19 protein-coding genes are annotated in these 21,400 nt (G+C 40.0%); 12 read left to right on the top strand and 7 right to left on the bottom strand.

Translation table 11 applies throughout. The features are described 5' to 3' along the window. The first annotated feature begins 3 nt into the window (after positions 1-3). The 5 genes from AACU32_RS29525 (at position 4) to AACU32_RS29505 (ending at position 6,786) form a co-directional block, all read left to right on the top strand. On the top strand, positions 4-714 hold the full coding sequence (locus tag AACU32_RS29525; protein ID WP_096604987.1) for a cytidylyltransferase domain-containing protein: 711 nt from the start codon (positions 4-6) through the stop codon (positions 712-714). Continuing rightward, a complete protein-coding gene (locus AACU32_RS29520; protein ID WP_096604985.1) occupies positions 711-1,685 on the top strand; it encodes a Gfo/Idh/MocA family protein in 975 nt (324 codons plus the stop codon). The genes AACU32_RS29525 and AACU32_RS29520 overlap by 4 nt, the downstream gene beginning before the upstream one ends. 4 nt (positions 1,686-1,689) lie before the next feature. After that, on the top strand, positions 1,690-2,958 hold the full coding sequence (locus tag AACU32_RS29515; RefSeq protein WP_096604983.1) for a DegT/DnrJ/EryC1/StrS aminotransferase family protein: 1,269 nt from the start codon (positions 1,690-1,692) through the stop codon (positions 2,956-2,958). After that, entirely contained in the window at positions 2,955-3,944 is a 990-nt protein-coding gene (locus AACU32_RS29510; RefSeq protein ID WP_096604981.1) for a hypothetical protein, read from the top strand. Before AACU32_RS29515 ends, AACU32_RS29510 begins: the two co-directional genes overlap by 4 nt. 127 nt (positions 3,945-4,071) lie before the next feature. Continuing rightward, on the top strand, positions 4,072-6,786 hold the full coding sequence (locus AACU32_RS29505; RefSeq protein ID WP_096604979.1) for a hypothetical protein: 2,715 nt from the start codon (positions 4,072-4,074) through the stop codon (positions 6,784-6,786). Between the two features lie 162 nt (positions 6,787-6,948). Here the strand turns inward: AACU32_RS29505 and AACU32_RS29500 are convergent, their stop codons facing one another. From AACU32_RS29500 to AACU32_RS29485, 4 genes are all read right to left on the bottom strand, one after another. Beyond that, positions 6,949-7,752, bottom strand: a complete 804-nt coding sequence (locus tag AACU32_RS29500; protein WP_096604977.1) for a class I SAM-dependent methyltransferase — start codon at positions 7,750-7,752, stop codon at positions 6,949-6,951. A 90-nt stretch (positions 7,753-7,842) separates the two neighbouring features. Further along, positions 7,843-8,997, bottom strand: coding sequence for a glycosyltransferase family 4 protein (locus tag AACU32_RS29495; RefSeq protein WP_096604975.1), 1,155 nt, complete (start codon positions 8,995-8,997; stop codon positions 7,843-7,845). 1 nt (position 8,998) lies between these two features. Further along, complete coding sequence (locus tag AACU32_RS29490) at positions 8,999-11,179, bottom strand: O-linked N-acetylglucosamine transferase, SPINDLY family protein (RefSeq protein ID WP_096604973.1); 2,181 nt, start codon at positions 11,177-11,179, stop codon at positions 8,999-9,001. Positions 11,180-11,377: 198 nt separating this feature from the next. Next, a complete protein-coding gene (locus tag AACU32_RS29485) occupies positions 11,378-11,911 on the bottom strand; it encodes a type IV pilin-like G/H family protein (RefSeq protein WP_096604971.1) in 534 nt (177 codons plus the stop codon). Positions 11,912-12,274: 363 nt separating this feature from the next. On the opposite strand from AACU32_RS29485, the gene trxB reads away from it, so the two are divergent. The 4 genes from trxB to AACU32_RS29465 all read left to right on the top strand — a co-directional run bounded on the left by trxB (position 12,275) and on the right by AACU32_RS29465 (position 16,247). After that, the gene (gene trxB, locus AACU32_RS29480; RefSeq protein ID WP_096604969.1) at positions 12,275-13,648 is read left to right on the top strand and encodes a thioredoxin-disulfide reductase; all 1,374 of its coding nucleotides are present in this window, start codon (positions 12,275-12,277) and stop codon (positions 13,646-13,648) included. A 234-nt stretch (positions 13,649-13,882) separates the two neighbouring features. Next, on the top strand, positions 13,883-14,857 hold the full coding sequence (locus AACU32_RS29475) for a cysteine synthase A (protein ID WP_096604967.1): 975 nt from the start codon (positions 13,883-13,885) through the stop codon (positions 14,855-14,857). Between the two features lie 121 nt (positions 14,858-14,978). Then, positions 14,979-15,311: a (2Fe-2S) ferredoxin domain-containing protein gene (locus AACU32_RS29470; protein WP_096604965.1), complete on the top strand. Its 333-nt coding sequence runs from the start codon at positions 14,979-14,981 to the stop codon at positions 15,309-15,311. Between the two features lie 54 nt (positions 15,312-15,365). Further along, positions 15,366-16,247, top strand: coding sequence for a DUF5331 domain-containing protein (locus AACU32_RS29465; RefSeq protein WP_096604963.1), 882 nt, complete (start codon positions 15,366-15,368; stop codon positions 16,245-16,247). Positions 16,248-16,274: 27 nt separating this feature from the next. Here the strand turns inward: AACU32_RS29465 and AACU32_RS29460 are convergent, their stop codons facing one another. The 3 genes from AACU32_RS29460 to ygfZ form a co-directional block, all read right to left on the bottom strand. Next, positions 16,275-16,454 carry a hypothetical protein gene (locus tag AACU32_RS29460; protein ID WP_339378365.1) on the bottom strand — a complete coding sequence of 60 codons (180 nt, stop codon included), beginning with the start codon at positions 16,452-16,454 and terminating at the stop codon, positions 16,275-16,277. Positions 16,455-16,480: 26 nt separating this feature from the next. Then, positions 16,481-17,197, bottom strand: a complete 717-nt coding sequence (locus AACU32_RS29455; RefSeq protein WP_096604961.1) for a carbonic anhydrase — start codon at positions 17,195-17,197, stop codon at positions 16,481-16,483. 191 nt (positions 17,198-17,388) lie between these two features. Then, the gene (gene ygfZ, locus AACU32_RS29450) at positions 17,389-18,372 is read right to left on the bottom strand and encodes a CAF17-like 4Fe-4S cluster assembly/insertion protein YgfZ (RefSeq protein ID WP_096604959.1); all 984 of its coding nucleotides are present in this window, start codon (positions 18,370-18,372) and stop codon (positions 17,389-17,391) included. Between the two features lie 196 nt (positions 18,373-18,568). Between ygfZ and cobJ the strand changes: the two genes are divergently transcribed. The 3 genes from cobJ to AACU32_RS29435 all read left to right on the top strand — a co-directional run bounded on the left by cobJ (position 18,569) and on the right by AACU32_RS29435 (position 21,169). Beyond that, a complete protein-coding gene (cobJ, locus tag AACU32_RS29445) occupies positions 18,569-20,302 on the top strand; it encodes a precorrin-3B C(17)-methyltransferase (protein ID WP_096604957.1) in 1,734 nt (577 codons plus the stop codon). Positions 20,303-20,460: 158 nt separating this feature from the next. Beyond that, positions 20,461-20,748, top strand: a complete 288-nt coding sequence (locus tag AACU32_RS29440) for a DUF2934 domain-containing protein (RefSeq protein WP_096604955.1) — start codon at positions 20,461-20,463, stop codon at positions 20,746-20,748. Positions 20,749-20,818: 70 nt separating this feature from the next. Beyond that, the gene (locus AACU32_RS29435) at positions 20,819-21,169 is read left to right on the top strand and encodes a hypothetical protein (protein WP_096604953.1); all 351 of its coding nucleotides are present in this window, start codon (positions 20,819-20,821) and stop codon (positions 21,167-21,169) included. Positions 21,170-21,400: the final 231 nt, after the last annotated feature.

Raw genomic sequence — 21,400 nt, 5'->3', positions numbered from 1 at the left:
ACTGTGACTCGTATTGTAGCAACTATTGAAGCCCGTATGGGGTCTTCACGCCTTCCCGGTAAAGTCTTAAAAGAAGCAGTTGGGAAACCACTACTCTTACTCATGGTTGAGCGTGTGCGTCGATCTCGTTATGTAGATGAAGTGGTTGTGGCAACTACGACTAATGAAAAGGACGAAGCTATTGTCCTTTTTTGTCAAGAAAATAATATTTCTTACTTTCGGGGTTCAGAAGAAAATGTTCTAGAACGAGTTGTAGAAGCTGGACAACATTATCAAGCAGAAGTTAGCGTGCTTTTAACTGGGGATTGTCCTTTAATTGATCCTTATGTAATCGACCAACATATTTCTGCTTTCCTCTCGACTTATCCCCATATAGATTACGTTACTAACTGTGAAGTGCGCTCATATCCTCACGGTTTGGATCTCATAGTTTTACCCTGGAAAACATTAGCAGAAAGCCTAGAATTAGCGACTATTGAACCATTTAGAGAACACGTAGGTTGGTATGTTTGTCGGCATCCAGAACGATATCGCCGTTTAGATATTATTGCTCCTCCTGGAATAAGTAATCCTTTCTTTCGCATTACTCTCGATTATCAAGAAGATTACGATCGCATTAAAGCAATCTATGAAGCTCTCTATCATCAAAATCCCCAGTTGACAACGGTGGATATTCTTGAATATGCCCACAAACAAGGCTGGATAGACTCATGAACATCCAAGTAGGGATTATTGGCTTAGGCAATATTGGGCATCGTTTTGGTGTTTCCCCCCAAGGTGAACCACTCAGCCATTCTGAAGGTTACGCTCAGATACCTAATGTCAAAATTAGCCTGGGAGTAGATCCAAATCCCCAAGCCTGTCTTGATTTCCAGCAACGCTTCCCAGAAACACAAGTCTATACCAACTTGGCAGATGTCCCCTCGGATATTCACCTTGATGTCGTATCCATCTGTAGTCCAACTGCTTTCCATGCTCAAGGAGTTACAGCCGCACTGGCTTGGAAACCGCGTGTAATTCTCTGCGAAAAACCACTTGCACCCAATGTTACAGAAGCAGAAATGATGATTAATGCCTGTGCGACTCAAGGCTGTATCCTCATGACTAATTATTCCCGACGCTGGACACCCATGCTCCAAGCTTTGAAAAAGCTTACCAGTCCAAATGGTAGTTTGGGGAATCCTCGCGGGGCTTGCTTGCGCTATAACGGAGGCTTATTGCACAACGGTACCCATTGGATTGATTTATTACTAGCTTTGTTTGGGCCTGTGACTTCAGCTTATTGCCTAGAAACACTACCCGATACTCATGATCCACCCGAATCAATAGCACTCTGCTGGAATAGTGGATTTACTGCCTTTTTAATCGCCCTCCGGGATATCAAATATTCCATTGGTGAAGGGGAAATCTGGGGAAGTGACGGGATGGTGAAATATCTGGCTAGTGGCGAACAAATCACTTTGCAGAAGTCTGAACCTAGCCAATGGTTAGGCTTTCAAGATTTGAGTCAACCAGATCTGATTTGTGAAGATGGGTTAAAAGGACACATACTTGCAGCTGTCACCGAGGCTGTACAGTTAGCCCAAATGGGCGGGCAACCAACTTGTTCTGGTGCTGATGGTATCCTAGCTCTACAAGTTGTGGAAATGGCAAGAAAAAATAAAATTTATACAGGAAATAAATAATTTTATGGTTGTTACTACAGAAAAACCTGCGTTATTGGGTGGCACTAAAACCTTTACGGAAGCACTACCAAGATATATCAGCACTAGCACTCAGGAAACTGAAGCAGCAGTCCAAGTGTTGAAAAAAGGTATTTTATCTGACTATATTGGGGCAGCTGGGCCATTCTTTATGGGTGGTGAACAAGTTCGCAACTTAGAAGCACAATGGGCTGATTATTTCCACGTTCGACACGCGCTGAGTGTAAATTCGGCTACTAGTGGACTACATGCAGCTGTGGTGGCGGCTGGGGTGAGTTTTGGGGATGAGGTAATTGTCCCGCCACAAACTATGTCAGCAACTGCAACCGCAGTAGTGATGGCAAATGGCACTCCTGTTTTTGTAGATCAACAAGAAGCCACTTGTTGCATTGATCCGGAAGCGGTGGAACGTGCTATTAGTCCGAGGACTAAAGCAATTATCGCGGTGAATTTATTTGGTGGGCCAGCCCAAGTATTGCGGCTGCGGGAGTTAGCAGATCAACATAATTTGATTTTGATTGAGGATAATGCCCAAGCACCGGCAGGTCAACACCAAGGGTTGTACTTGGGAACCATTGGTCATTTGGGGGTTTTTAGCCTCAACTGTCACAAAACTATTCAGTGTGGTGAAGGAGGAATAGTAGTCACAAATGACGATCGCTTGGCTAGAAGAGTAGCCTTAGTACGTAATCATGGTGAAAATGCGATCGCATCTGAAAACTGGGATGAAGATGTCGATATTGTTGGCTACAATTACCGTTTGACAGAACTGCAAGCGGCGATCGCTAGCGTTCAACTGCAACGTTTAGAAGAACTTACAGAACCAAGATTAGAAATCGCCAAAGCTTTAGATCAAGGTCTATCAGAATTCAAAGCATTACGGACAGCTAAGGTTGACACAGGCGATCGCCATGTTTACTATACCTATCCAATCTGGTTTGATCCAAACCAAGCTGGCATGTCACGGGACAGATTTGTACAAGCCCTGAAAGCAGAAGGTTGTCCCGTAGAGGGGCGTTATGTCCGTCCTTTATACAGGTTGCCTTTATTTGAAAAACTCAAACACGATGGTAAGACAATCATCTCTCATCCCACAGGAATCTGTCCAAACGCGGAAAAAGCATACAGTGAAACTTTACTAGCCACTTCTTTCATTCAAGTCCCTGGAGGGATAAAACTAGTTGATCGCTTTGTCGCCGCCATAGCTAAAGTCCTAGCTTATGCCGAAGAATTAAGCAATGGGAAAGAACAATGAAAATACTTGCTTTCGCCCATGATCCTGGTGGTGCAAACGCTGTTGCGGCCACAGTAGCTAGGTTACAGGAAATAGGGGCAGTAGTTGAAGCTTATGCCAAAGGGCCAGCTATCCGTCAGTTTCAACGTCTTGGTGTCGCCTATCAACCAGTAGGGGAAGAACACCAACCTCTGTTTGTAGAATTAGACGGTGATGTGTTGCTAACAGGAACATCACAAGTTGATGAATTTGAAAGAGATGCTATTCTCTGGGCGAGAAAAAAAGGTATTCCCAGCATTGCTGTCATCGACTATTGGGCAAATTACCTTCAGCGGTTTCAACCTGTCAACCATCCTGATGCTAAACCAATTTTTCCAGATACCATCACCGCCATAGATGAAACTTGTGCTGCGGGAATGATAGCAGAAGGATTGCCAAGCGATCGCATTCGGGTTGTCGGACAGCCCTATTTTGCTTGGTTAGTAGCAAGACAAAAACCACAAAAAACGAAGCTAGCTACTCCCCAATACGTTCTTTTTGCTTCCCAATATGATGCGAATGAGGTTGAGATTCTCAGAATATTAATTGAAGTATTGGCTGAATATAAGCCGTTAAAAAAATTATTGATTAGATTTCATCCCCGCCAAAATAAGTGTCCTGCTTCACTCAGTTTATTAGCAGAATCAGGTTTGCCATTTGCAATTGATGAAAGTACTGACGTACTGGAAACCATTCAGCAACAAGATATAGTGTTGGGAATTACCTCGATCATTCTGATTGAAGCAGCCTTGATGGGAATAGCATCTGGTAGTTTGATTATCGGTGTAGAGGATACACTTATGACTAATAAATTGGGTGTCACATATCCTCTGACTTCGCCAGAAAAGTTACAGCAATTTTTGTATGATCAACAGCCTCAGCTAGTAGTTACAGATTTTTGTGTGCAACAGCGTGATGCTGACTTGAGGATTGCACAATTAGTTATGCAAAATGGTAATTTATATTGATGGTTTATAGTTTCAATTGTCACATGAAATACCTGATTATTTAGTTATCTAACATAGGGCGATCGCACTAATTTTTCATAATCTGTCTCCAAAATTCTCCTATTTAATCTAGCCTTCAAATAATATTATGTCTATCCAAAAAAAAGTATTATTTTTCTCTCCCTATGGAGCTGGTTTAGTTCATAAGCAAGTAGATGCTGTTGTCGCTACCTCATTAAGATTGCGTGGCTGTGAAGTTTTAGTTGTAGGTTGCGACGGAATTTATCAGAATTGTGCGGTCGCCAGATTCGACAATAATAAATGCCAAGAATGTACTCATATAGGCAAAGACTTCTTTGCCAATGTATTTGAACTTCCATTCATACAAATAGGAAATTTTATTGAAACTCAAGATTACATTGCTGCTAACAAGTGGCTAGAAACAGTCAGTCCTGAAAATTATGCAAGTGCCACTTATCAAGGCTTAGCTATTGGTCAATGGGTAACTTCTACTATTTATACCTTATTTCGGATTTCTGCTGCTGGACTCTCTCGCAAAGATGTCCAAACAGTTCATAGAAAATATTTAATAGATGGTTTTGTAACTTATCAAGCCTTAGTAAGAATATTTAGTGAATATCAACCAACTAATATATTCTTATTTAATGCGCGATTTGCACCCTATCGCGTAGCTTTTGAAGTGGCTCGGCAAATGAAAATTGATATAATTACTCATGAAAGGGGTTTTATTGATAATAGCTTTACTTTCTTTGATAATTATCCAACCTGGAATACACAACCTATATTAGATTGTGTTAAATCATGGGAAAACACAACGTTAACTTCTGAAGAAATAGAACAAACTAAGAATTATTTTATTCAACGTGAATATGGTGTTAATATAAATTGGCACGCTTTTTATAATTTTCAGACTAATTATATAGATGTTCGTCAGAAACTGCGAATCCCATCAGATGCGAAGATATTAGCTGTATTTACCTCCAGTGAAGATGAATTAGCAGCTTTAACAGATAAAGCTAAAATTACCGAACAATTTGAGATTATTGCTAATCTTATCGAAATTTTTAGAAATAGAAATGAGTATTTAGTCATTCGTCATCATCCCCTGATTGGAGGGAATGGAACTGATATATTAGAAACTTATTCTTTAACAAAAGCTTATAAGCAGATTTTTTCTGCACCTGAAAATGTGAGATTTGTCATGCCTTCTGAGCAGCTAACTTCTTACGCTTTGTTATGGAATGCAGAAGCTGCGATCGCTTGCTTTAGTACCGTAGCAATTGAAGCAATTGCTAGAGGCATACCAACGGCAATTTTGGAAACATCAGCATACGAAAAAGCTGCTCAGCATATTATTAATAATCATGATCAAGAACATCTTAATCAGATTGTGGATAGGCTTTTTGCATATAAAGACAAATTCACAACTGAGGATTTAAAAAAAGTTTATCGATTTACAAATGCTTATTTCTTCCAGTTTTCCCATAAATTCCGTGTCATCGGTATTAGAGATTTCCACTATCTTAATTTGCAATTTGAAACGCTAGATGAATTAAAACCAGGCAGCGATCCAACTCTAGATAAAGTTTGTGACAGGATTATGTTAGGAACTTCCTTTGAAAATTTACCTGGAGAAGATTTCAGTAACCGCATTCCAGAAAATGAAGAAGCTTTCTATCAGCAAGAGATATCTACTCTCAAACAACATAAGCAACTTGTCAGAGAACAAACTGTCAACCATCTCAATAATTTAATTACTGATCCTGTGACAGTAGGTATTATCCACCTCAATTATCAAGTTGATAATCCTGATCAAAATCAGCTTTCGTCTGATTATTTGTTACAATCAAGATATAAAAAAATATTCATACAAGAAGTTAATAAGTGTGCAAAAGATAATTATGAAACAATTATAGAAGCTATATTATCTTTGATAGAAGATACACCAGCAGAATATATCTTACTTGCTAACAACTACACTCAATATGATGAATCATTAATTTCTTCAGCTATAGACATTCTCACCTCTTCAGATGATCAAAAATTGCAAGGAGTTTTTGTAGGAGGTTGGTTATCTGGGATAGAAGATAGAATTGAAGATGCTATATTTATTACGGGAATTTTTAGCGATCAAGATAAATTAGTATTACGTAACAGTGGAAAAATGGCTTATGTACAAGCGGTAAAATTATTACCCATACTCAGATTTCCACTAGCGCTTTTATCCTTTGCAGTAATTAGCAAAGATTCTCTAAGAGAAATTTTACAATCTCTACAAGGACTTTCTAGGATTGAAGCATCACAAAAAGTATTTACTTCTATTTTTGAAGATGAAGCCATTTTTAAATTAGAAGTTGCTAAATTAGTAGTTCGTCAAGAGTTAGCAGTTTTTCAAGATATTAATTCCTACACTTTACAGCTATATCTTGAAGACACTTTAAATTTAAGAGCAACTAATTTCATATTATTTCCCGATTGGGAACAGTCTGAAGAATTGATAGTAGAGGATTTAAATACTGCAATAAAGTCTACAATTATCAATTTTGATATTAAAAATACTAGCTTACTAATTTATCTTGGTGAAGTATCAGAAGATGATGCTCAAGTGTTAATATCTACGGTAATTATGAACCTGATAATGGCAGAAAATATAGAGATTTCTGATGAATTACAAATCTCGTTTGTAGGCATATTAAATGAAACAGAATGGGAAGTTTTGAAAACTAGACTCCATGCTCAAATTATTATAAACCAAGAAAATAATATTCTTATACAGCCAAAACTCGCAGGAATTCCTAAGTATGATTTAAATAGTATGCGCCAACATGTAGAAGTTGTTTAAAAAGTATTGTGATTAACATCAAAGTCTCCCAAACCTAACTCCTTAAGGAATTTTAGCTCCCCAACACTCATGAAGGGATGGAGCTTTAAAAGCCTGTCTCCTCGCAGGAGAGAGGTTTTGAGAGAGGTTTTAAGTAAACTTTGCAAGTTGAGAAACAACCTCTTAGAGATTTAAGTCAAGAGCCTCAATAACTTCATCCAGGGAATTAAATCTTTGATTAATAATTTGATACTTTGCTTCATGACTCTCGATAGCAGAAAGTGTGATGTAGGATCTTTCGTAAGCCCAACTATTAAATGAAACTCTGACATTTAAACCCGCAATCATAGCTAAAGTTTCTGGTAAGTTGATAAAAAACTTCCTGTAAGCATTAATATATCTACTTTCACATAGGTAAGCTTTACCAAATCCCATAGCTACACAATGCAAATTAGGGTTACTTTTTAAATAATCAAACATTGCATGAGTGCAGCAAGCAGAATTAATGTTGAATATATCATCAAGTACTATCAAACCACTGTTTGAAAGATACAGGGTAGAAAGCCCAATATCGGAGTAAACAGCATCATAGCTGTGTTCCCCATCTATATGAATCAATCTGAACAAAGGAGAGTGAGGTTCTAAAAATTTGGAATGTCGCTTGGAAATTAAAATTGAGTCCATTTGAAAATAAACTAATTGTTCATTTTCAATGCCTGAAAATTTAGCTATTGTAGGACAAATTGTATTTGGGTCTTGATATGGATCTATAAGGAATAATCTTTCCTTCTCTTCTAGAGAAGTTGCCAACAATGCAGAGGTTGCACCTTCAAGCACACCAATTTCTAGAATATCGCCTTGTATTTCAAGTAGCTTTTGCAAACCCAAAATTTGCTCAAAAATATAAATGTTGTAGAGACTTAAATGAGTATTTTCTGAAAATGTATCGAGATAGCTTTGGATTAGATAATTATCATTAGTGAGCATAATTAGTATCAACCTAAGATATTACAATTATTAGCATAATAAGATTTAAAAAATATTTATACTTAGACTTATCTTAATTGACAAAATGCTTTACTTCAGTGCTACTAATTTGAGTAATGCATTTTCTAAATTATCAACTGTATGCGCTTGACTAAATATAGACATAGCTTTTTGTTGTCCAGCGTAAGTAATTCTCTCCCACTCTTCTGGATTCTGAGCTAAAGAAGATAAAACATCAGCTAAATCTAAAGGATTTTCTGACTCAAACTTTAATCCGTCATTGCCATGCTCAACTATTTCTCCAGCACCACCAGTACCGCTAGTTACTAATGTTAAACCTGCTGCCATAGCTTCGATTTGACTAATACCAAAAGGTTCGGGAAAGCGAGAGGGAAATACTAAAACATTATGCGCGCGGAAAAGTTCTTTGAGTTCTTGACGAGATAAAGCACCGGGAAACTTTACTTTATCTTGCATTCCTTCTGACTCGACAAATTCTTTTACAGCTTGCACAAATTCTGGATTTAGTGTTCCTCCAGCTATGGTAGCTGAAAACTCCATGCCAGCATTATGCAGTAAAGAAAGAGCCTCAATTAAAACATCAGCACCTTTATAAGGCATAACTAAACTAGCATAGGCGATACGTAATTTATCTCTAGGTGGTAGTTCAGATTGATAAAATTCATCAACTGCTGCACCAGGATAAATAGTTTGAGCAGTTTTTACAGAATGTCCATTTTGCTCTAAAGTATCTTTAATCCAATCGCTACAAGTAATATATTGATATAATTTGCTCTTAGGCGTTAATACAGGGACATAACCAGGACCTGCATTCATTACATAATGGGCAACAGGAATACCATCTGCCAGGATTTTTTCTAGTAATTCTAAACCTAAAAAATCAATATTTCCTGCTAGACAAACATCTGGTTGAAAAGTTTGTAATTCTTCAGCTAAAACTTCACGATTTTGGAAAATTCTAGCTAACACTGGTTCTGGAGAATACCACTGTGGCCCTTGAGGTGTCCATTCTCCACATAAATATAAACTGCGATGAACTATAGGTGCTGGTTCGGGAATTTTATAATTTGTAGTGTATTCTTCAGCGTTAGTTGTGATTACTAAGACATTATGACCACGCTGATGAAGTAATTTAGCATAGTCTGCCATAGCTCTCTCATAGCCACCAATGACTTGGGGTGGATATAAATTGCTAAGAATTAAAATGTTTAACTTATTCAACATCCTATCCTTCTTTTGTTTCTAAATATTTTAGCCACATTTGCTGATAAGCCTTTTCCATTTCTCGGGTAAATTTTTCTGCGTCCCATAAAGGTGCATTTTTTCTTCCTTGTCTTAATTTCCAAGAAATTTCTTGTCTGAGTTTCTCATCCTTGCCTAAGCGCACTCCCCATTCTACATATTCCTCATCAGTCCAAGCAATGCCTTCTGTAATTCCAGCATTAATCATCATGGTATAACTATTGCGAGCAGCAAATTGTTGCCCTACCCTTGTCACTAAGGGAATACCCAGCCATAAGGTCTCTAAAGTAGTAGTTGCACCATTATAAGGATAGGTATCTAAAACTATATCAGCAATAGCTAAATTTGCTCTATGAATTAGTTCAGTTGGATCTTGAGATATAAAGCGCAAATTTTTCGGATCTATTCCTTCTTCCTTCGCTAGTTTTTCATAAAATCTCTGGCAGGCTTCTACATCACTATAACCTTTGATTAATAAGTAACTATTAGGAACCTGCTTAATGATTTTCAATTGTAATCTAGTATTCTCTAAATGACGCTTATAGTCTTTTTGACCAACGAAATATATAATTCCATCCGCCGGAATATCAATTTGCTCTCGTCTTAATGTCGGAGTTTGGATTTCAAAACCCCCTACAGCAACGTAAGTTTCTGGTAAGCGCCAAATTTTTTCACTGTAATAGCTTTGACTTTCTTCTGGTAATACATAAGGATCGGCAATAAAGTAATCAATAGAGGGTAAACCAGATGCATCCCACCCTAACCAAGTTACTTGAATGGGAGCAGGTTTGACTGCGAGAACTTCAAAAATAAAATCGAAGGTTATACTATCTAAATCAACCAAAATATCAATTTCATCTTTAAGTATTTGTTCAGTTAGTTGTGATACACTTTCTATTGTGTCAATACTATGGGCTTGATGAGAAGATTCAATAAAAAACTCCTGTAAACTATCGTGGAGACGGGGATTAATTATGTATGAATAAATTTTAAAGTTATCAGCATCGTGGTGTTTAAATAGCCAACGGGCAATCCAACCTACAGAATGTTGTTTTAAGTAATGCGATAAATAGCCTATTTTTAAAACTTTCTTACTTGTTGTTGAGGAAGTTCTTTGGTGACGATATTGATTAATTTTTTCTCCTAGGTTAAGTTCAAAGTTTTTGACACATAAATTCATTAACTGATTTTGCATCGGTCTAATGACTTGAGGAGTGTCTACTATATAGGGGAAAAAGTACATTGACGTATACAGACGCATAATTCTTGCATCCTCTAGTATTCTCGAGGATTCTTGAATCACAGATGATATTAAACTCTTTTGTTGTTCTATAGCTAAACAAGCTTCTTCCCATGCTCCTGCTGAGATTAATAATCCCCTAATTAGCAAGTGATTATAAAAAACTTTGTCAACTAAATTTGTAGAAATAGATAAGAGTTTTTTCGCTGTATTAATTCCTTGAACATGCTGACCCGTTATTTGATAACAAAAAGCTAAACGAATTAGAACTTCCCGATCGTTAGGATCTATTGCTATATAAGTTTCCAGTAACTGAGCAGCAAATTCAGAATTTCTTAAAGCTGATTCTAATTTAATAGCCGCAGATGCTATAATATAGTTATAGTCATAAAGATTGCTTGCTGATGCCAATACACTTTTGGCTAACTCTAAAGTTAATCTGTGGAGCGGCGGATATTCTACAAGTAGATAAAGAACTTCGGAAAATAATTCTGGCTCTAAAGAGATATTTGGCTCTTGCAAGACATTAGTAATACTAAGTTCTTCAAAATATTCATCATCTAATATTTCTAATTGTGTAGCTAAATATAAGTTAAACAATAAATTATTAACATGATGAAAATCGATTTCCCGTAAATGTTGACTAATGATCCAGGCTTGTTTATAGTTTTCTAATTTTGCCTGCTGTTGAATTTCTTGATATAAAAGCTGGGTTAACTCTGTTGTCCATAACCGAATCTCTTCTTCATTTCCCTCGGTGATAGCCATCAACCAAGTTAGTTGTGCTTCTTGCTCTTTACCTTGTAATAATAAATATAATCCCAAATGCCAGTAATGGGATTTGACATCAGGTTCTACTTCAATGGCATTTTCGTAATATTCAATAGCCTGAGGATAATCTATAGTTTGTGAATTTTGTTGCATTTGTCAGTAATAAAAGTTAATCATTGATAAAAAAAAATATTGTAGAGACGCTCAATCGAACGTCTCTACTTTTAGGTAGGAATGAAAATTGTATATATCTACCTGTTCTCAAGTTGCTTTGACTTAGACTTAATAGATTTAATTCTCGCAATTCAACTTTTGAATGTGTTATGTCATCCTCATTCCTGAATTGTTTAATTACTTACCTACTTCCGTAGAACCACCAGCGCAAGCTTGCCCACTTGTTGGAACTACCGCAGTAACAGCAACAGCAGTAGTTTCACAGAGAATGGCAACACTAGTTGCATCACTGCTTGAACCTTCGGTAATTAAGGAGACCATACCGCTATAGTTTCTAATTACACCGCTAACCCCTGTGAGAGAAGATCCAGAGTATGCAGTTGAGCTAGTACCTGTACCAGAACCGGCGCTTGAATACTTGTAATTAACAGTTTGTGTTTTAATCCCTACGCCCAAATCTTCTATTTTAGTTCCGAAAGTTCCTTTTTCTGTAAAGAAAGCTTGTTGTCCTTTATTCAGAGAACCTACATAGGTCTTAGCTTCGGATTGTTTAGCTTTGTTGGCTTGGTTCAAGAAAGAGGGCAACGCGATCGCAGATAAAATACCGATAATGATGATAACAACTAATAATTCAATGAGGGTGAAACCTTCGTCTTCTTTCTTTTTGCCGAGGATGTATTGGATAAATTTCGCTTTCAATTCGGTTTTCATAAGTGTTTTCCCTGCCGTCCGGGTCGTTTGTTTGTTCTAGAAATAACTTACCCACCTTCGATCAGTTTCATATCACTTGTAGTAAAAAAATTTTTTCGTTAGTTTTTATACCTAAATCTCGCTGATGAGGAGGCTATCCGATTCGATGAAGAAAGGTTATGTGTTGAGGTAGATGACGGATATGGGGAGATGAAATATTAACCTGCGTAGATGCATTAGGGTTAGCGTAGCGTCTCCACTTGGGAGAAGGAGCGTCAGCAGCTTGTTGTAGATAGCGCTCTCAATATCCCTAGTTTTGCCAATTTGCGATCGCAGTTTGTTATGCTATATTAAGCGTAGTCGTTATGAGTTTGTATAACTGTTATGACCAACCCGACAGTAGAAAACTTGGTAATCATCGGTTCTGGCCCAGCAGGATACACAGCTGCGATATATGCCGGGCGTGCTAACTTGAAACCTGTGGTATTTGAAGGCTTCCAAGCGGGGGGTTTGCCTGGTGGGCAACTAATGACAACGACGGAAGTAGAAAACTTTCCTGGGTTTCCCCAAGGGATTACTGGGCCGGAATTGATGGACAGGATGAAAGCGCAAGCAGAACGCTGGGGGGCTGAGTTATATACAGAAGATGTGATATCAGTTGATTTGACTCAGCGTCCGTTTACTGTCCGCTCAGAGGAAAGGGAAGTTAAAGCCAACAGCATTATTATTGCTACTGGTGCGACCGCAAAGCGTTTAGGTTTACCCAGTGAACATGAATTTTGGAGTCGTGGGATTTCTGCTTGTGCGATTTGCGATGGTGCGACACCAATTTTCCACGGTGCAGAACTGGCTGTAATTGGTGCTGGGGACTCGGCTGCGGAAGAGTCAATATACTTAACCAAGTATGGTTCTAAAGTAAATCTGTTGGTGCGTTCCGATAAAATGCGGGCTTCTAAAGCCATGCAAGACAGGGTTTTGAGCAATCCAAAAATCCAGGTACATTGGAACACTGAAGCCGTAGATATCTTTGGTAACGGCCACATGGATGGGGTGAAAATCCGCAATACCAAAACCGGGGAAGAAAGCAAATTATCTGCCAAGGGTTTATTTTATGCCATTGGTCACAGTCCGAATACATCTCTATTCAAAGGACAACTAGAACTGGATGAGGTGGGTTACGTTGTGACTAAGCATGGTTCGGTAGAAACCAGCATTGAAGGCGTATTTGCGGCTGGTGATGTGCAAGATCATGAGTTTCGGCAGGCAATTACGGCGGCGGGTACTGGCTGTATGTCAGCGATGTTGGCAGAACGCTGGTTATCTTCTAATGGTTTGATTCAGGAATTCCATCAACAGCACCAAACACCAGTTAATGAATTAGAACATCCGCCAGCAGCGAAGAAAACCGAAGCTGAGCAAGACGCTGAATTTAATTTAAACGCCACACGCCATGAGGGTGCTTATGCTTTGCGGAAACTCTTTCATGAAAGCGATCGCGTACTTCTGGTAAAATACGTTGCTCCGGGCTGCGGCCCTTGTCATACACTGAAGCCAATTTTAAATAAAGTGGTTGATGAATTTGACGGTAAAATTCACTTTGTCGAAATTGACATCGACAAAGACCGCGAGATTGCCGAAAATGCTGGGGTGACAGGAACACCGACGATTCAATTGTTCAAAAATAAGGAACTGATCACAGAAGTCAAAGGTGTGAAGCAGAAAAGCGAGTACCGCCAGTTGATTGCAAGTAATCTTTGAGGAGATGGGATTGGGGATGGGCTTCTCTGCGAGAGGCTGCGCCAACGACTTTGCTCAGCCTACAGGGAGCAAGAAAGAAATAACTAATGACTCTTGCCTATTCCTAATGCCCAATGCCCCATGCCCATTTTCTGCGATCATCACTAGATTAATGCGATCGCATTGACAGAATACATCCATATTGCCGCCACTATAAGCCAAAATTTTTATAGACAGAACTTAGGTACAGGTAAGATGGATATCAAACATGGCTTCGTCGGCACCATTGGTAATACACCTCTAATTCGCTTAAACAGCTTTAGTGAAGAAACGGGGTGCGAAATTCTCGCTAAAGCAGAATTTCTCAATCCTGGTGGTTCCGTTAAAGACCGCGCTGCACTGTATATTATTGAAGATGCGGAAAAAAAGGGCCTGCTCAAACCTGGTGGTACAGTCGTTGAAGGCACCGCTGGTAATACTGGAATTGGATTGGCACATATTTGCAACGCTAAAGGCTACAAATGCCTAATTATCATTCCAAATACTCAGTCTCAAGAAAAAATAGACGCATTAACAACCCTAGGTGCAGAAGTTCGCCCTGTTCCGGCTGTACCTTATAAAGATCCCAATAACTATGTCAAGCTATCTGGCAGAATAGCTAGTGAATTAGACAATGCTATTTGGGCGAATCAATTTGATAATTTAGCTAACCGCCAAGCCCATTACGAAACTACAGGGGCAGAAATTTGGGCGCAAACAGATGGGAAAGTTGACGGCTGGGTAGCTGCAACTGGAACTGGCGGTACATTTGCTGGTGTCGCACTCTATTTAAAAGAAAAGAATCCAGCAGTTAAATGTGTTGTGGCAGATCCCCTAGGTAGTGGACTTTACAGCTACATCAAAACTGGTGAAATCAATATAGAAGGCAGTTCCATCACTGAAGGTATTGGTAATAGTCGTGTCACAGCGAATATGGAAGGCGTACCAGCTGATGATGCAATCCAGATAGATGATAAAGAAGCTTTGCGAGTAGTTTATCAACTGCTGAGAAAAGACGGATTATTAATGGGCGGTTCTACAGGTATTAATGTTGGTGCAGCTGTTGCCTTAGCCAAGCAGTTAGGCCCAGGACATACTATTGTTACCATTTTATGTGATAGTGGTTCCCGATATCAGTCGCGGATATTCAATCGCGAATGGTTAGCTTCTAAAGGGCTTTCAATAGATTAGTCATTGGTCAATAGTCAGTTGTCAGTTGTCAGTTGTCATTGGTCAGTTGTCATTTATCCTCCTTCCCTTATCTCCCCTGATCTCCCTCTCTGTGTCCTCAGCGCCTCTGCGGTTGGTAAAAATGTCAAATACCACTCAACCATCACACTCACCCACAACAGATCCAAATTCTTCGCCAAGATGTGTACGCGTGTGCCAAAACCGCGCTTGTAAAAAACAAGGTGCAGCAGATGTTTTAGCCGCCTTTGTTGCTTTACCGGTTTCTGGTGTCATGGTTATTGCTAGTGGCTGTTTGGGACAATGTGGCAATGGGCCAATGGTATTAATATTACCGGAGATGGTCTGGTATAGCGGCGTTCAACCAAGTGAAGTACCTCTACTGGTAGAACAACACTTATTAGGTGATCAAAGAGTCAAGCCGATGCTTTATTATCGGTTTCATCCCCAAGGATAAACTGTTTAAAAATTTATCAAGTCTGCACTCTTTGTTGACTGAAGTGAGGAAGCCATGAATATTCAGCAGCTACGTCAATCATTAAAAATGAAGTGGCTGAGTTACTACGCACAAAACCGCCCTTGGTTAGTAAAAATGCGAATCTGGGGTACTTATGATGGTGTGCGCCGCCCTTGTTCTGGTTTTATGTTGGCTACTTTGTCTGTTTTAGAACCGCAGTTTGAACAAGTACTTTCTTTTCTGACTGAATTAAGTAATAATCCTGACAAAATAGTTGCTGCTTTGGGTCTTAACTTCAATCCTGATGAAGAGTTAGATTTAATTATTGAAGAAGATGCTAACGCTGCTAATGAATTGCCTAGTGAGTCTTTGGAGGAAATTCAGGATCAAGTTCAGCATGTATCATTAATAACTGATTATTCAGAAGTGACTTCCGAATCGCCAACGAGAATATTAAATTCCGAACAGGCACTTACTGATTTGGCACCAACAAAAATTACTGTATCATCCTTTTCAGAAACTAATGGAATATTTCGCGATCGCCAATTTGGATCATCGCTTGCAGTGGCTACCCAGGTAAATCGGGAATCTTCAGCGAAGACGCTACTTGTCGAGAAGCCTCCTGCTCAGACTATAGTTCAAAATCATCAAAGGCGATCGCTAACAATGACTACCGAGATTCCTACCCAAAGCACAACTATGTTAGCGTCAGCTATGCCTACCGAGATTCCCCAAGATGATACAAACTTGAAATCCCTTGCTGTCGCTATCAAAGTTCCTAGCAATAGTAAACCACTGAAGATACAATTGCCAGCTATTCCGACTAAAAGTAAAGTCTCACCTAGCAGTAATGCTCGTAGTTTAGCCTCTTGGGTAGATGAGTTCTGTCAAGGTGCTGATTGGAATCCAGAGGAAGCTATTTTTATTCACTTTTGAAGATAGTCAATGGTCAATGGTCAATGGTCAATAGTCCATTGTTACTCGAAGCAATGCCATTGTTAAGCGATGCAATGGCATTGTCAGGCGATACAATGGCATTGTCAAGCGATGCAATGGCATTGTCAGGCGATACAATGGCATTGTCAGGCGATACAATAGCATTGTCAGGCGATACAATAGCATTGTCAGGCAATACAATGGCATGGGTAGTTGATAGTAGCGTAGCCTATTTATCCGGACTTAGTTGCTTCTTCGCAACAACAACCTGCAACCCCATCTGTGGGATGAATCTCAGGCATAGTAACTAGAGACGGTTTGGCAAACAAGGGACATGAAGGTAATTGCCATTGTACAGTTGAGACATTCAAGTCTTTGATTAACCCTGTTTTGATGTCTAGCACCCAACCATGAATTGTCGGGGCGTTTTGCTCATGGAGTGCTTTCCGGATGATGGAAGTTTGGTAGAGATTTTTTACCTGCGCCAGAACGTTGATTTCTGCTAGTCGATTTAGACGCGCTTCTCTGGTTGGTATGGCATTAATCTCGCCTTGGTTGTGTAAATAAAGTTCCCGAATCGGATTTACCCAGCTATCAATGATTCCGGTGCTTCTTCCTTCTAGCGCTGTTTTAATTCCACCGCAATCGTAGTGTCCACAAACAATGATGTGTTTAACCTGAAGATGGAAAATCGCATACTCTAAAACAGCTAAGAAGTTAATATCAGTTAGCGAAACTTGATTAGCAATATTGCGATGTACAAATAACTCTCCGGGTTCTGTGCGGGTAAAGTTCGTTAGCGGTAAACGACTGTCGGAACAACCTATGTAAAGAAAAGGTGGTTTTTGTCCGTCTGCTAATTTGTCAAAGTATTTCGCGTCTAGGGCTAGTTTTTCGGAAACCCAAGACTGATTATTGCTGAGAAGTTCATCAATGGTGTGATATTTCATCAATGATTGAATAAACCTATGATAAGCATTGTATTTTATCTATATATATATTTGTAGTTGATTCAACAATCCCAAACAATTGTCGGCTAAAAAAATTTACGAAATGCGACTTTAGAGCTATTTTCAGGTAAATAGACCAAGGTGTAGAGAATATTGCTCACCAAAAATGCCTGTAGGACAAGCATTTAGGCTTAGGGATATTCGTGAGAGACAAAGGGTACGGCGACTATTTCACCTTCGGTTTCTCCTACTTGCACTTTTAAGCCAACGCCACCTGCTTTAGTCCGAATGTAAGCTAGCCCAAAATAGCCGTCAGCTATTTCAGTGAGACTGGTAAGTTTGCCAACTTTTTCATCGCCAACAGAAATCGCACTGCCAACTTCCGCAAAACCACTCAAGCGAATTCCCCAAAGGTTTTGCTTTACACCTTTATATGTATTTAGTCTGGCAATGGTTTCTTGCCCGATATAGCAACCCTTATTAAAAGATATAGTCTGCCACAAGCCAACTTCTAGGGGATTGTAATCATCTGTTAGTTCCGCATCTGGGGCGGGTCTTCCTTGTAATATTCGCAACGCATCCCAAGCGCGATCGCTCAACTCTACTGCGCCTAATTCTAAAATTTGACCCCACACCTTCTCTTTTTCTGAGACGGGCAAAATTAGGGTATATCCAGTAGAAGCCAAGCCACTACCAACGGCAACAATTAAGCCATCGTTGAGGATAAGATGATTACCGTATGGTTGACCAATAATTGCGATCGCACCCAACTTTTCAATAATCGCATCACTTTCAGGGCCGATGAGACTAAAAGTAGCGGTTTCATCTGTCACATCGGTTAATTGTACCTTATCAGCAAAAAAGATATAGCGATCCAACCACTGCAAGATAAATTCGCGCCGGCTAGGCGAAACCAACAATAAAACCGCATCTTCTAGAACGTATGCTGTCGCTAAATCAATCGTGCGGGCTGTGGATGTTACCATCACCGTATCGCACCCTTGCCCAGGCTTTAAAATTTGGAAATCATTAGTAGTTTGGTTGTGTAAAAAACGGATGCGGTCATCATCAGAAACACGGATGCGTCCCCAATGAGAGCGATCGCATACAGCAACCCCTTCTGTTACCGCTTGGATAGCTGCTGCGTCTTTACCGTCAATTGCAGATGTTGGCATGGTAATGAAGAGTTGCTTTATTTTGAGAACTTACGCATTGGAAATATTAGCAAATTATCTTTTACTGGTTCAAGGGGCATTGGGCATTGGGCATTGGGCATGGGGCATTGGGCATTGGGCATGGTTAATTAATCTGGACTATTGACTATTGACTATTGACTCTGGACTATACCTATATACAGTTCCATAAGTTTTTATGATGTCAAAGGTTGCACCTGCTGTTGTGGTATTGGGTCAAAATAGTGTGGCAGTAGCACGCAAAATCATGAGTGTGCTACCAGGGGCGACGTTATACGGTTTGGCGGGGCGGACTTCTGAAATAGATGTCAGCTTTAGCAATTTTGGTGAGACAGTGCGGGAATTGTTCGCCCAAGGAACGCCACTGATTGGGATTTGTGCAGCAGGTATTTTAATCAGAACTTTAGCGCCGATGATTTCGGATAAACGCCAAGAACCGCCAGTAGTAGCTGTAGCTGAGGATGGTAGTGCGGTTGTGCCGCTGTTAGGTGGATTGAGTGGGGTGAATGATTTGGCGCGTCGCATTGCTGAGGTATTTGATGTCAAAGCAGCAATCACGACTACGGGCGATATCCGGTTTCGCACAGCGCTGTTGTCTCCTCCCTCTGGATATCATTTAGCTAATCCAGATGATGCCAAAACTTTTATTTCGGATTTGCTAGCTGGGGCGCAGGTGAAGTTGGAAGGAATAGCGCCTTGGTTGACTAATAGTCAATTACCCATTGACCCTGATGGCAATTTGACGATTAAAATTAGCGATCGCCTACTAAATCCTACACCAAACTGTCTGATATACCATCCAGCTACAATTGCGATCGCTCTTAGTGAAATCTCTGGAAGTAACGAGCAAATACTAGCTTCAATACAGCAACTATTAGCAGCTGCGGAACTTGCGCCAGCATCGGTAGCTGGGGTATTTGCACCAATTGCGATCGCTGCCAATCCAGCAATTCATGCTGTTGCTAGCGCCTTGGGAGTGCCTACACGCTTTTTTACCTCAAATCAACTAGAAAACTTACAATCTCAAGGTTATAGCCTCACCCAAGCAGTAGCAGTTGCAGCCACAGGGACAGATGGAGAGCTAATTTCCACAGATGCAGAAATTGCGATCGCTCTTTCCCCCGAACCAATCGACCCCAGCATTATCGGACAGCCACGGGGACGGTTAGCTGTGATTGGTACGGGGCCTGGTAGTCAACAGTGGATGTCTCCTGAGGTGAAAGAAATTCTCAAATCGGCTACTGATTTGGTAGGTTACACAACTTACTTAAATTTAGTTGGTTCTCTGGCTGAAGGTAAGCAAAGACATGATTCTGACAATCGCGAAGAAATATCACGGGCGGAAATGGCGCTGGATTTAGCAGCCGAAGGGCGATATGTGGCGGTGGTATCTTCTGGCGATCCGGGGATTTATGCGATGGCGACAGCAATTTTTGAGGTTTTGGATCACCATGCTAAACCGGAATGGGACAGCATCGAGATTCATGTAGCACCGGGAATTTCCGCCATGCAAGCCGCCGCCGCCGCTATTGGCGCACCCTTGGGACATGATTTCTGTGCTATTTCCCTCTCAGATATTTTGAAGCCTTGGTCAATTATTGAACAACGAATTGCGGCGGCGGCTGAAGCTGATTTTGCGATCGCTTTCTACAATCCTGTTTCTAAAGAGCGTACTTGGCAACTAACAGAAGCGAGAAATATTTTGCTGCGCTACAGAACACCTAATACCCCAGTAGTCTTAGGGCGAAATCTCGGACGGACGGGACAGACTGTAAAAGTAATTGCCCTTGAGGAGCTAGCACCAGCAGTAGCGGATATGCGAACCATGATTATTATTGGTTCCAGCAAGACAAAGACGATTCAGCGCAGTGATGGCAGTGTCTCCGTTTACACTCCCCGCCGATACAGTTAAAATCACAATATTAAAAAAGGGAATAGAGCGATCGTTCCGGAAAAAATCTATTTCCTTAAAAGTTGTTGACTGTCAACAGTCAACAGTCAACAGTCAACAATAACAACGGAATATTTTTTTACTTTGGAAGTCCCTTAAAACTTACATCCGATTGCTATATGCCCTACGACATTACTATGTGTCCCGGACAAAATTGTCCGATCAAACAAGAGTGTTACCTGTTTACAGCTGAAATTTTAGGTCGTCAGGATTTTTTTGCAACAGATCCCTATAGTTTAACTACTAATTCCTGTGAGTATTTTATCAGTAACCGCCCAGACGAAAATAAAATCCGTTTGAAAGCTTATGAAATCTGGCAACAAACTGGCTATCCCAATGGCAAGTCTGTGGAACATTGGCTGCAAGCTGAAAAAGAGTTGACAGCCTTAAAAAACTTCCGTTCCTGATGACTATTAGTTTGTACTGTAAGATGAAATCGGCTCATTTGAGCATTGGAAATTCTTCACCTGGAAACTCATGAACAAATTCATACTTCACTTAATGTCAACTCCTGTACTTCTTAGCTCTATTCTGTCAACAGGAATCGTCATTAATCAAGCCCAAGCTATCGAAGCCCAACCCACAAATACAGATCGTCTGTCTTGTATTCGTAATAAACATAAAGTTGGTTTAGTATGTGCGAGAGCGTCTGTTTTAGAGCAAATTCCTAAATATCAAGCAGAAGCCGAACCATCTGCCGATGGTGTACCTATGCTAGAGTTTAACGACCAAGAAAGCGATATGGCGATCGCTTTATTCGGCTGTGATTGTCCTGCTTGTATAAATTCTTTAAGAAAAATGCAGGGTGCAACGCCTTTAGTTTATTAACAATTCAAAATAATTACTCAGTAAGTAGGCACGATTCAACCGAACTATCTAAAGTTTTTTAGGGGGAAAGATTTTGCCCTTTCCCCCTTCCCTATGAACCCTTAGCCCCAAACCAAATATCCACTCGAAGATGCTTAACCGAACAGTAAGAAGTATAGGCATCATATTCAGTTGATAAAAAACATAACACAGATTATAGTAGTTTCACTAGGATAAACCAAGCTAAACGCA

It is taken from the genome of Calothrix sp. NIES-2100, from assembly GCF_963875285.1.
Taxonomy (GTDB): Bacteria; Cyanobacteriota; Cyanobacteriia; order Cyanobacteriales; family Nostocaceae; genus Aulosira.
Note: the sequence above shows the minus strand (reverse complement) of the source record. Positions and strands in the feature narration are given on the sequence as shown.

Excerpts from the sequence above, each read along its gene's own strand:
- AACU32_RS29505 (WP_096604979.1), top strand. The coding sequence starts at position 4,072 with ATGTCTATCCAAAAAAAAGTATTATTTTTCTCTCCCTATGGAGCTGGT.
- AACU32_RS29520 (WP_096604985.1), top strand. The coding sequence starts at position 711 with ATGAACATCCAAGTAGGGATTATTGGCTTAGGCAATATTGGGCATCGT.
- AACU32_RS29500 (WP_096604977.1), bottom strand. The coding sequence starts at position 7,752 with ATGCTCACTAATGATAATTATCTAATCCAAAGCTATCTCGATACATTT.
- AACU32_RS29510 (WP_096604981.1), top strand. The coding sequence starts at position 2,955 with ATGAAAATACTTGCTTTCGCCCATGATCCTGGTGGTGCAAACGCTGTT.
- AACU32_RS29515 (WP_096604983.1), top strand. The coding sequence starts at position 1,690 with ATGGTTGTTACTACAGAAAAACCTGCGTTATTGGGTGGCACTAAAACC.
- cobJ (WP_096604957.1), top strand. The coding sequence starts at position 18,569 with ATGATGTCAAAGGTTGCACCTGCTGTTGTGGTATTGGGTCAAAATAGT.
- AACU32_RS29455 (WP_096604961.1), bottom strand. The coding sequence starts at position 17,197 with ATGAAATATCACACCATTGATGAACTTCTCAGCAATAATCAGTCTTGG.
- AACU32_RS29465 (WP_096604963.1), top strand. The coding sequence starts at position 15,366 with ATGAATATTCAGCAGCTACGTCAATCATTAAAAATGAAGTGGCTGAGT.
- AACU32_RS29475 (WP_096604967.1), top strand. The coding sequence starts at position 13,883 with ATGGATATCAAACATGGCTTCGTCGGCACCATTGGTAATACACCTCTA.
- AACU32_RS29490 (WP_096604973.1), bottom strand. The coding sequence starts at position 11,179 with ATGCAACAAAATTCACAAACTATAGATTATCCTCAGGCTATTGAATAT.
- AACU32_RS29470 (WP_096604965.1), top strand. The coding sequence starts at position 14,979 with ATGTCAAATACCACTCAACCATCACACTCACCCACAACAGATCCAAAT.
- AACU32_RS29460 (WP_339378365.1), bottom strand. The coding sequence starts at position 16,454 with ATGCCATTGTATTGCCTGACAATGCTATTGTATCGCCTGACAATGCTA.
- trxB (WP_096604969.1), top strand. The coding sequence starts at position 12,275 with ATGACCAACCCGACAGTAGAAAACTTGGTAATCATCGGTTCTGGCCCA.
- AACU32_RS29435 (WP_096604953.1), top strand. The coding sequence starts at position 20,819 with ATGAACAAATTCATACTTCACTTAATGTCAACTCCTGTACTTCTTAGC.
- AACU32_RS29495 (WP_096604975.1), bottom strand. The coding sequence starts at position 8,997 with ATGTTGAATAAGTTAAACATTTTAATTCTTAGCAATTTATATCCACCC.
- AACU32_RS29440 (WP_096604955.1), top strand. The coding sequence starts at position 20,461 with ATGCCCTACGACATTACTATGTGTCCCGGACAAAATTGTCCGATCAAA.
- ygfZ (WP_096604959.1), bottom strand. The coding sequence starts at position 18,372 with ATGCCAACATCTGCAATTGACGGTAAAGACGCAGCAGCTATCCAAGCG.
- AACU32_RS29485 (WP_096604971.1), bottom strand. The coding sequence starts at position 11,911 with ATGAAAACCGAATTGAAAGCGAAATTTATCCAATACATCCTCGGCAAA.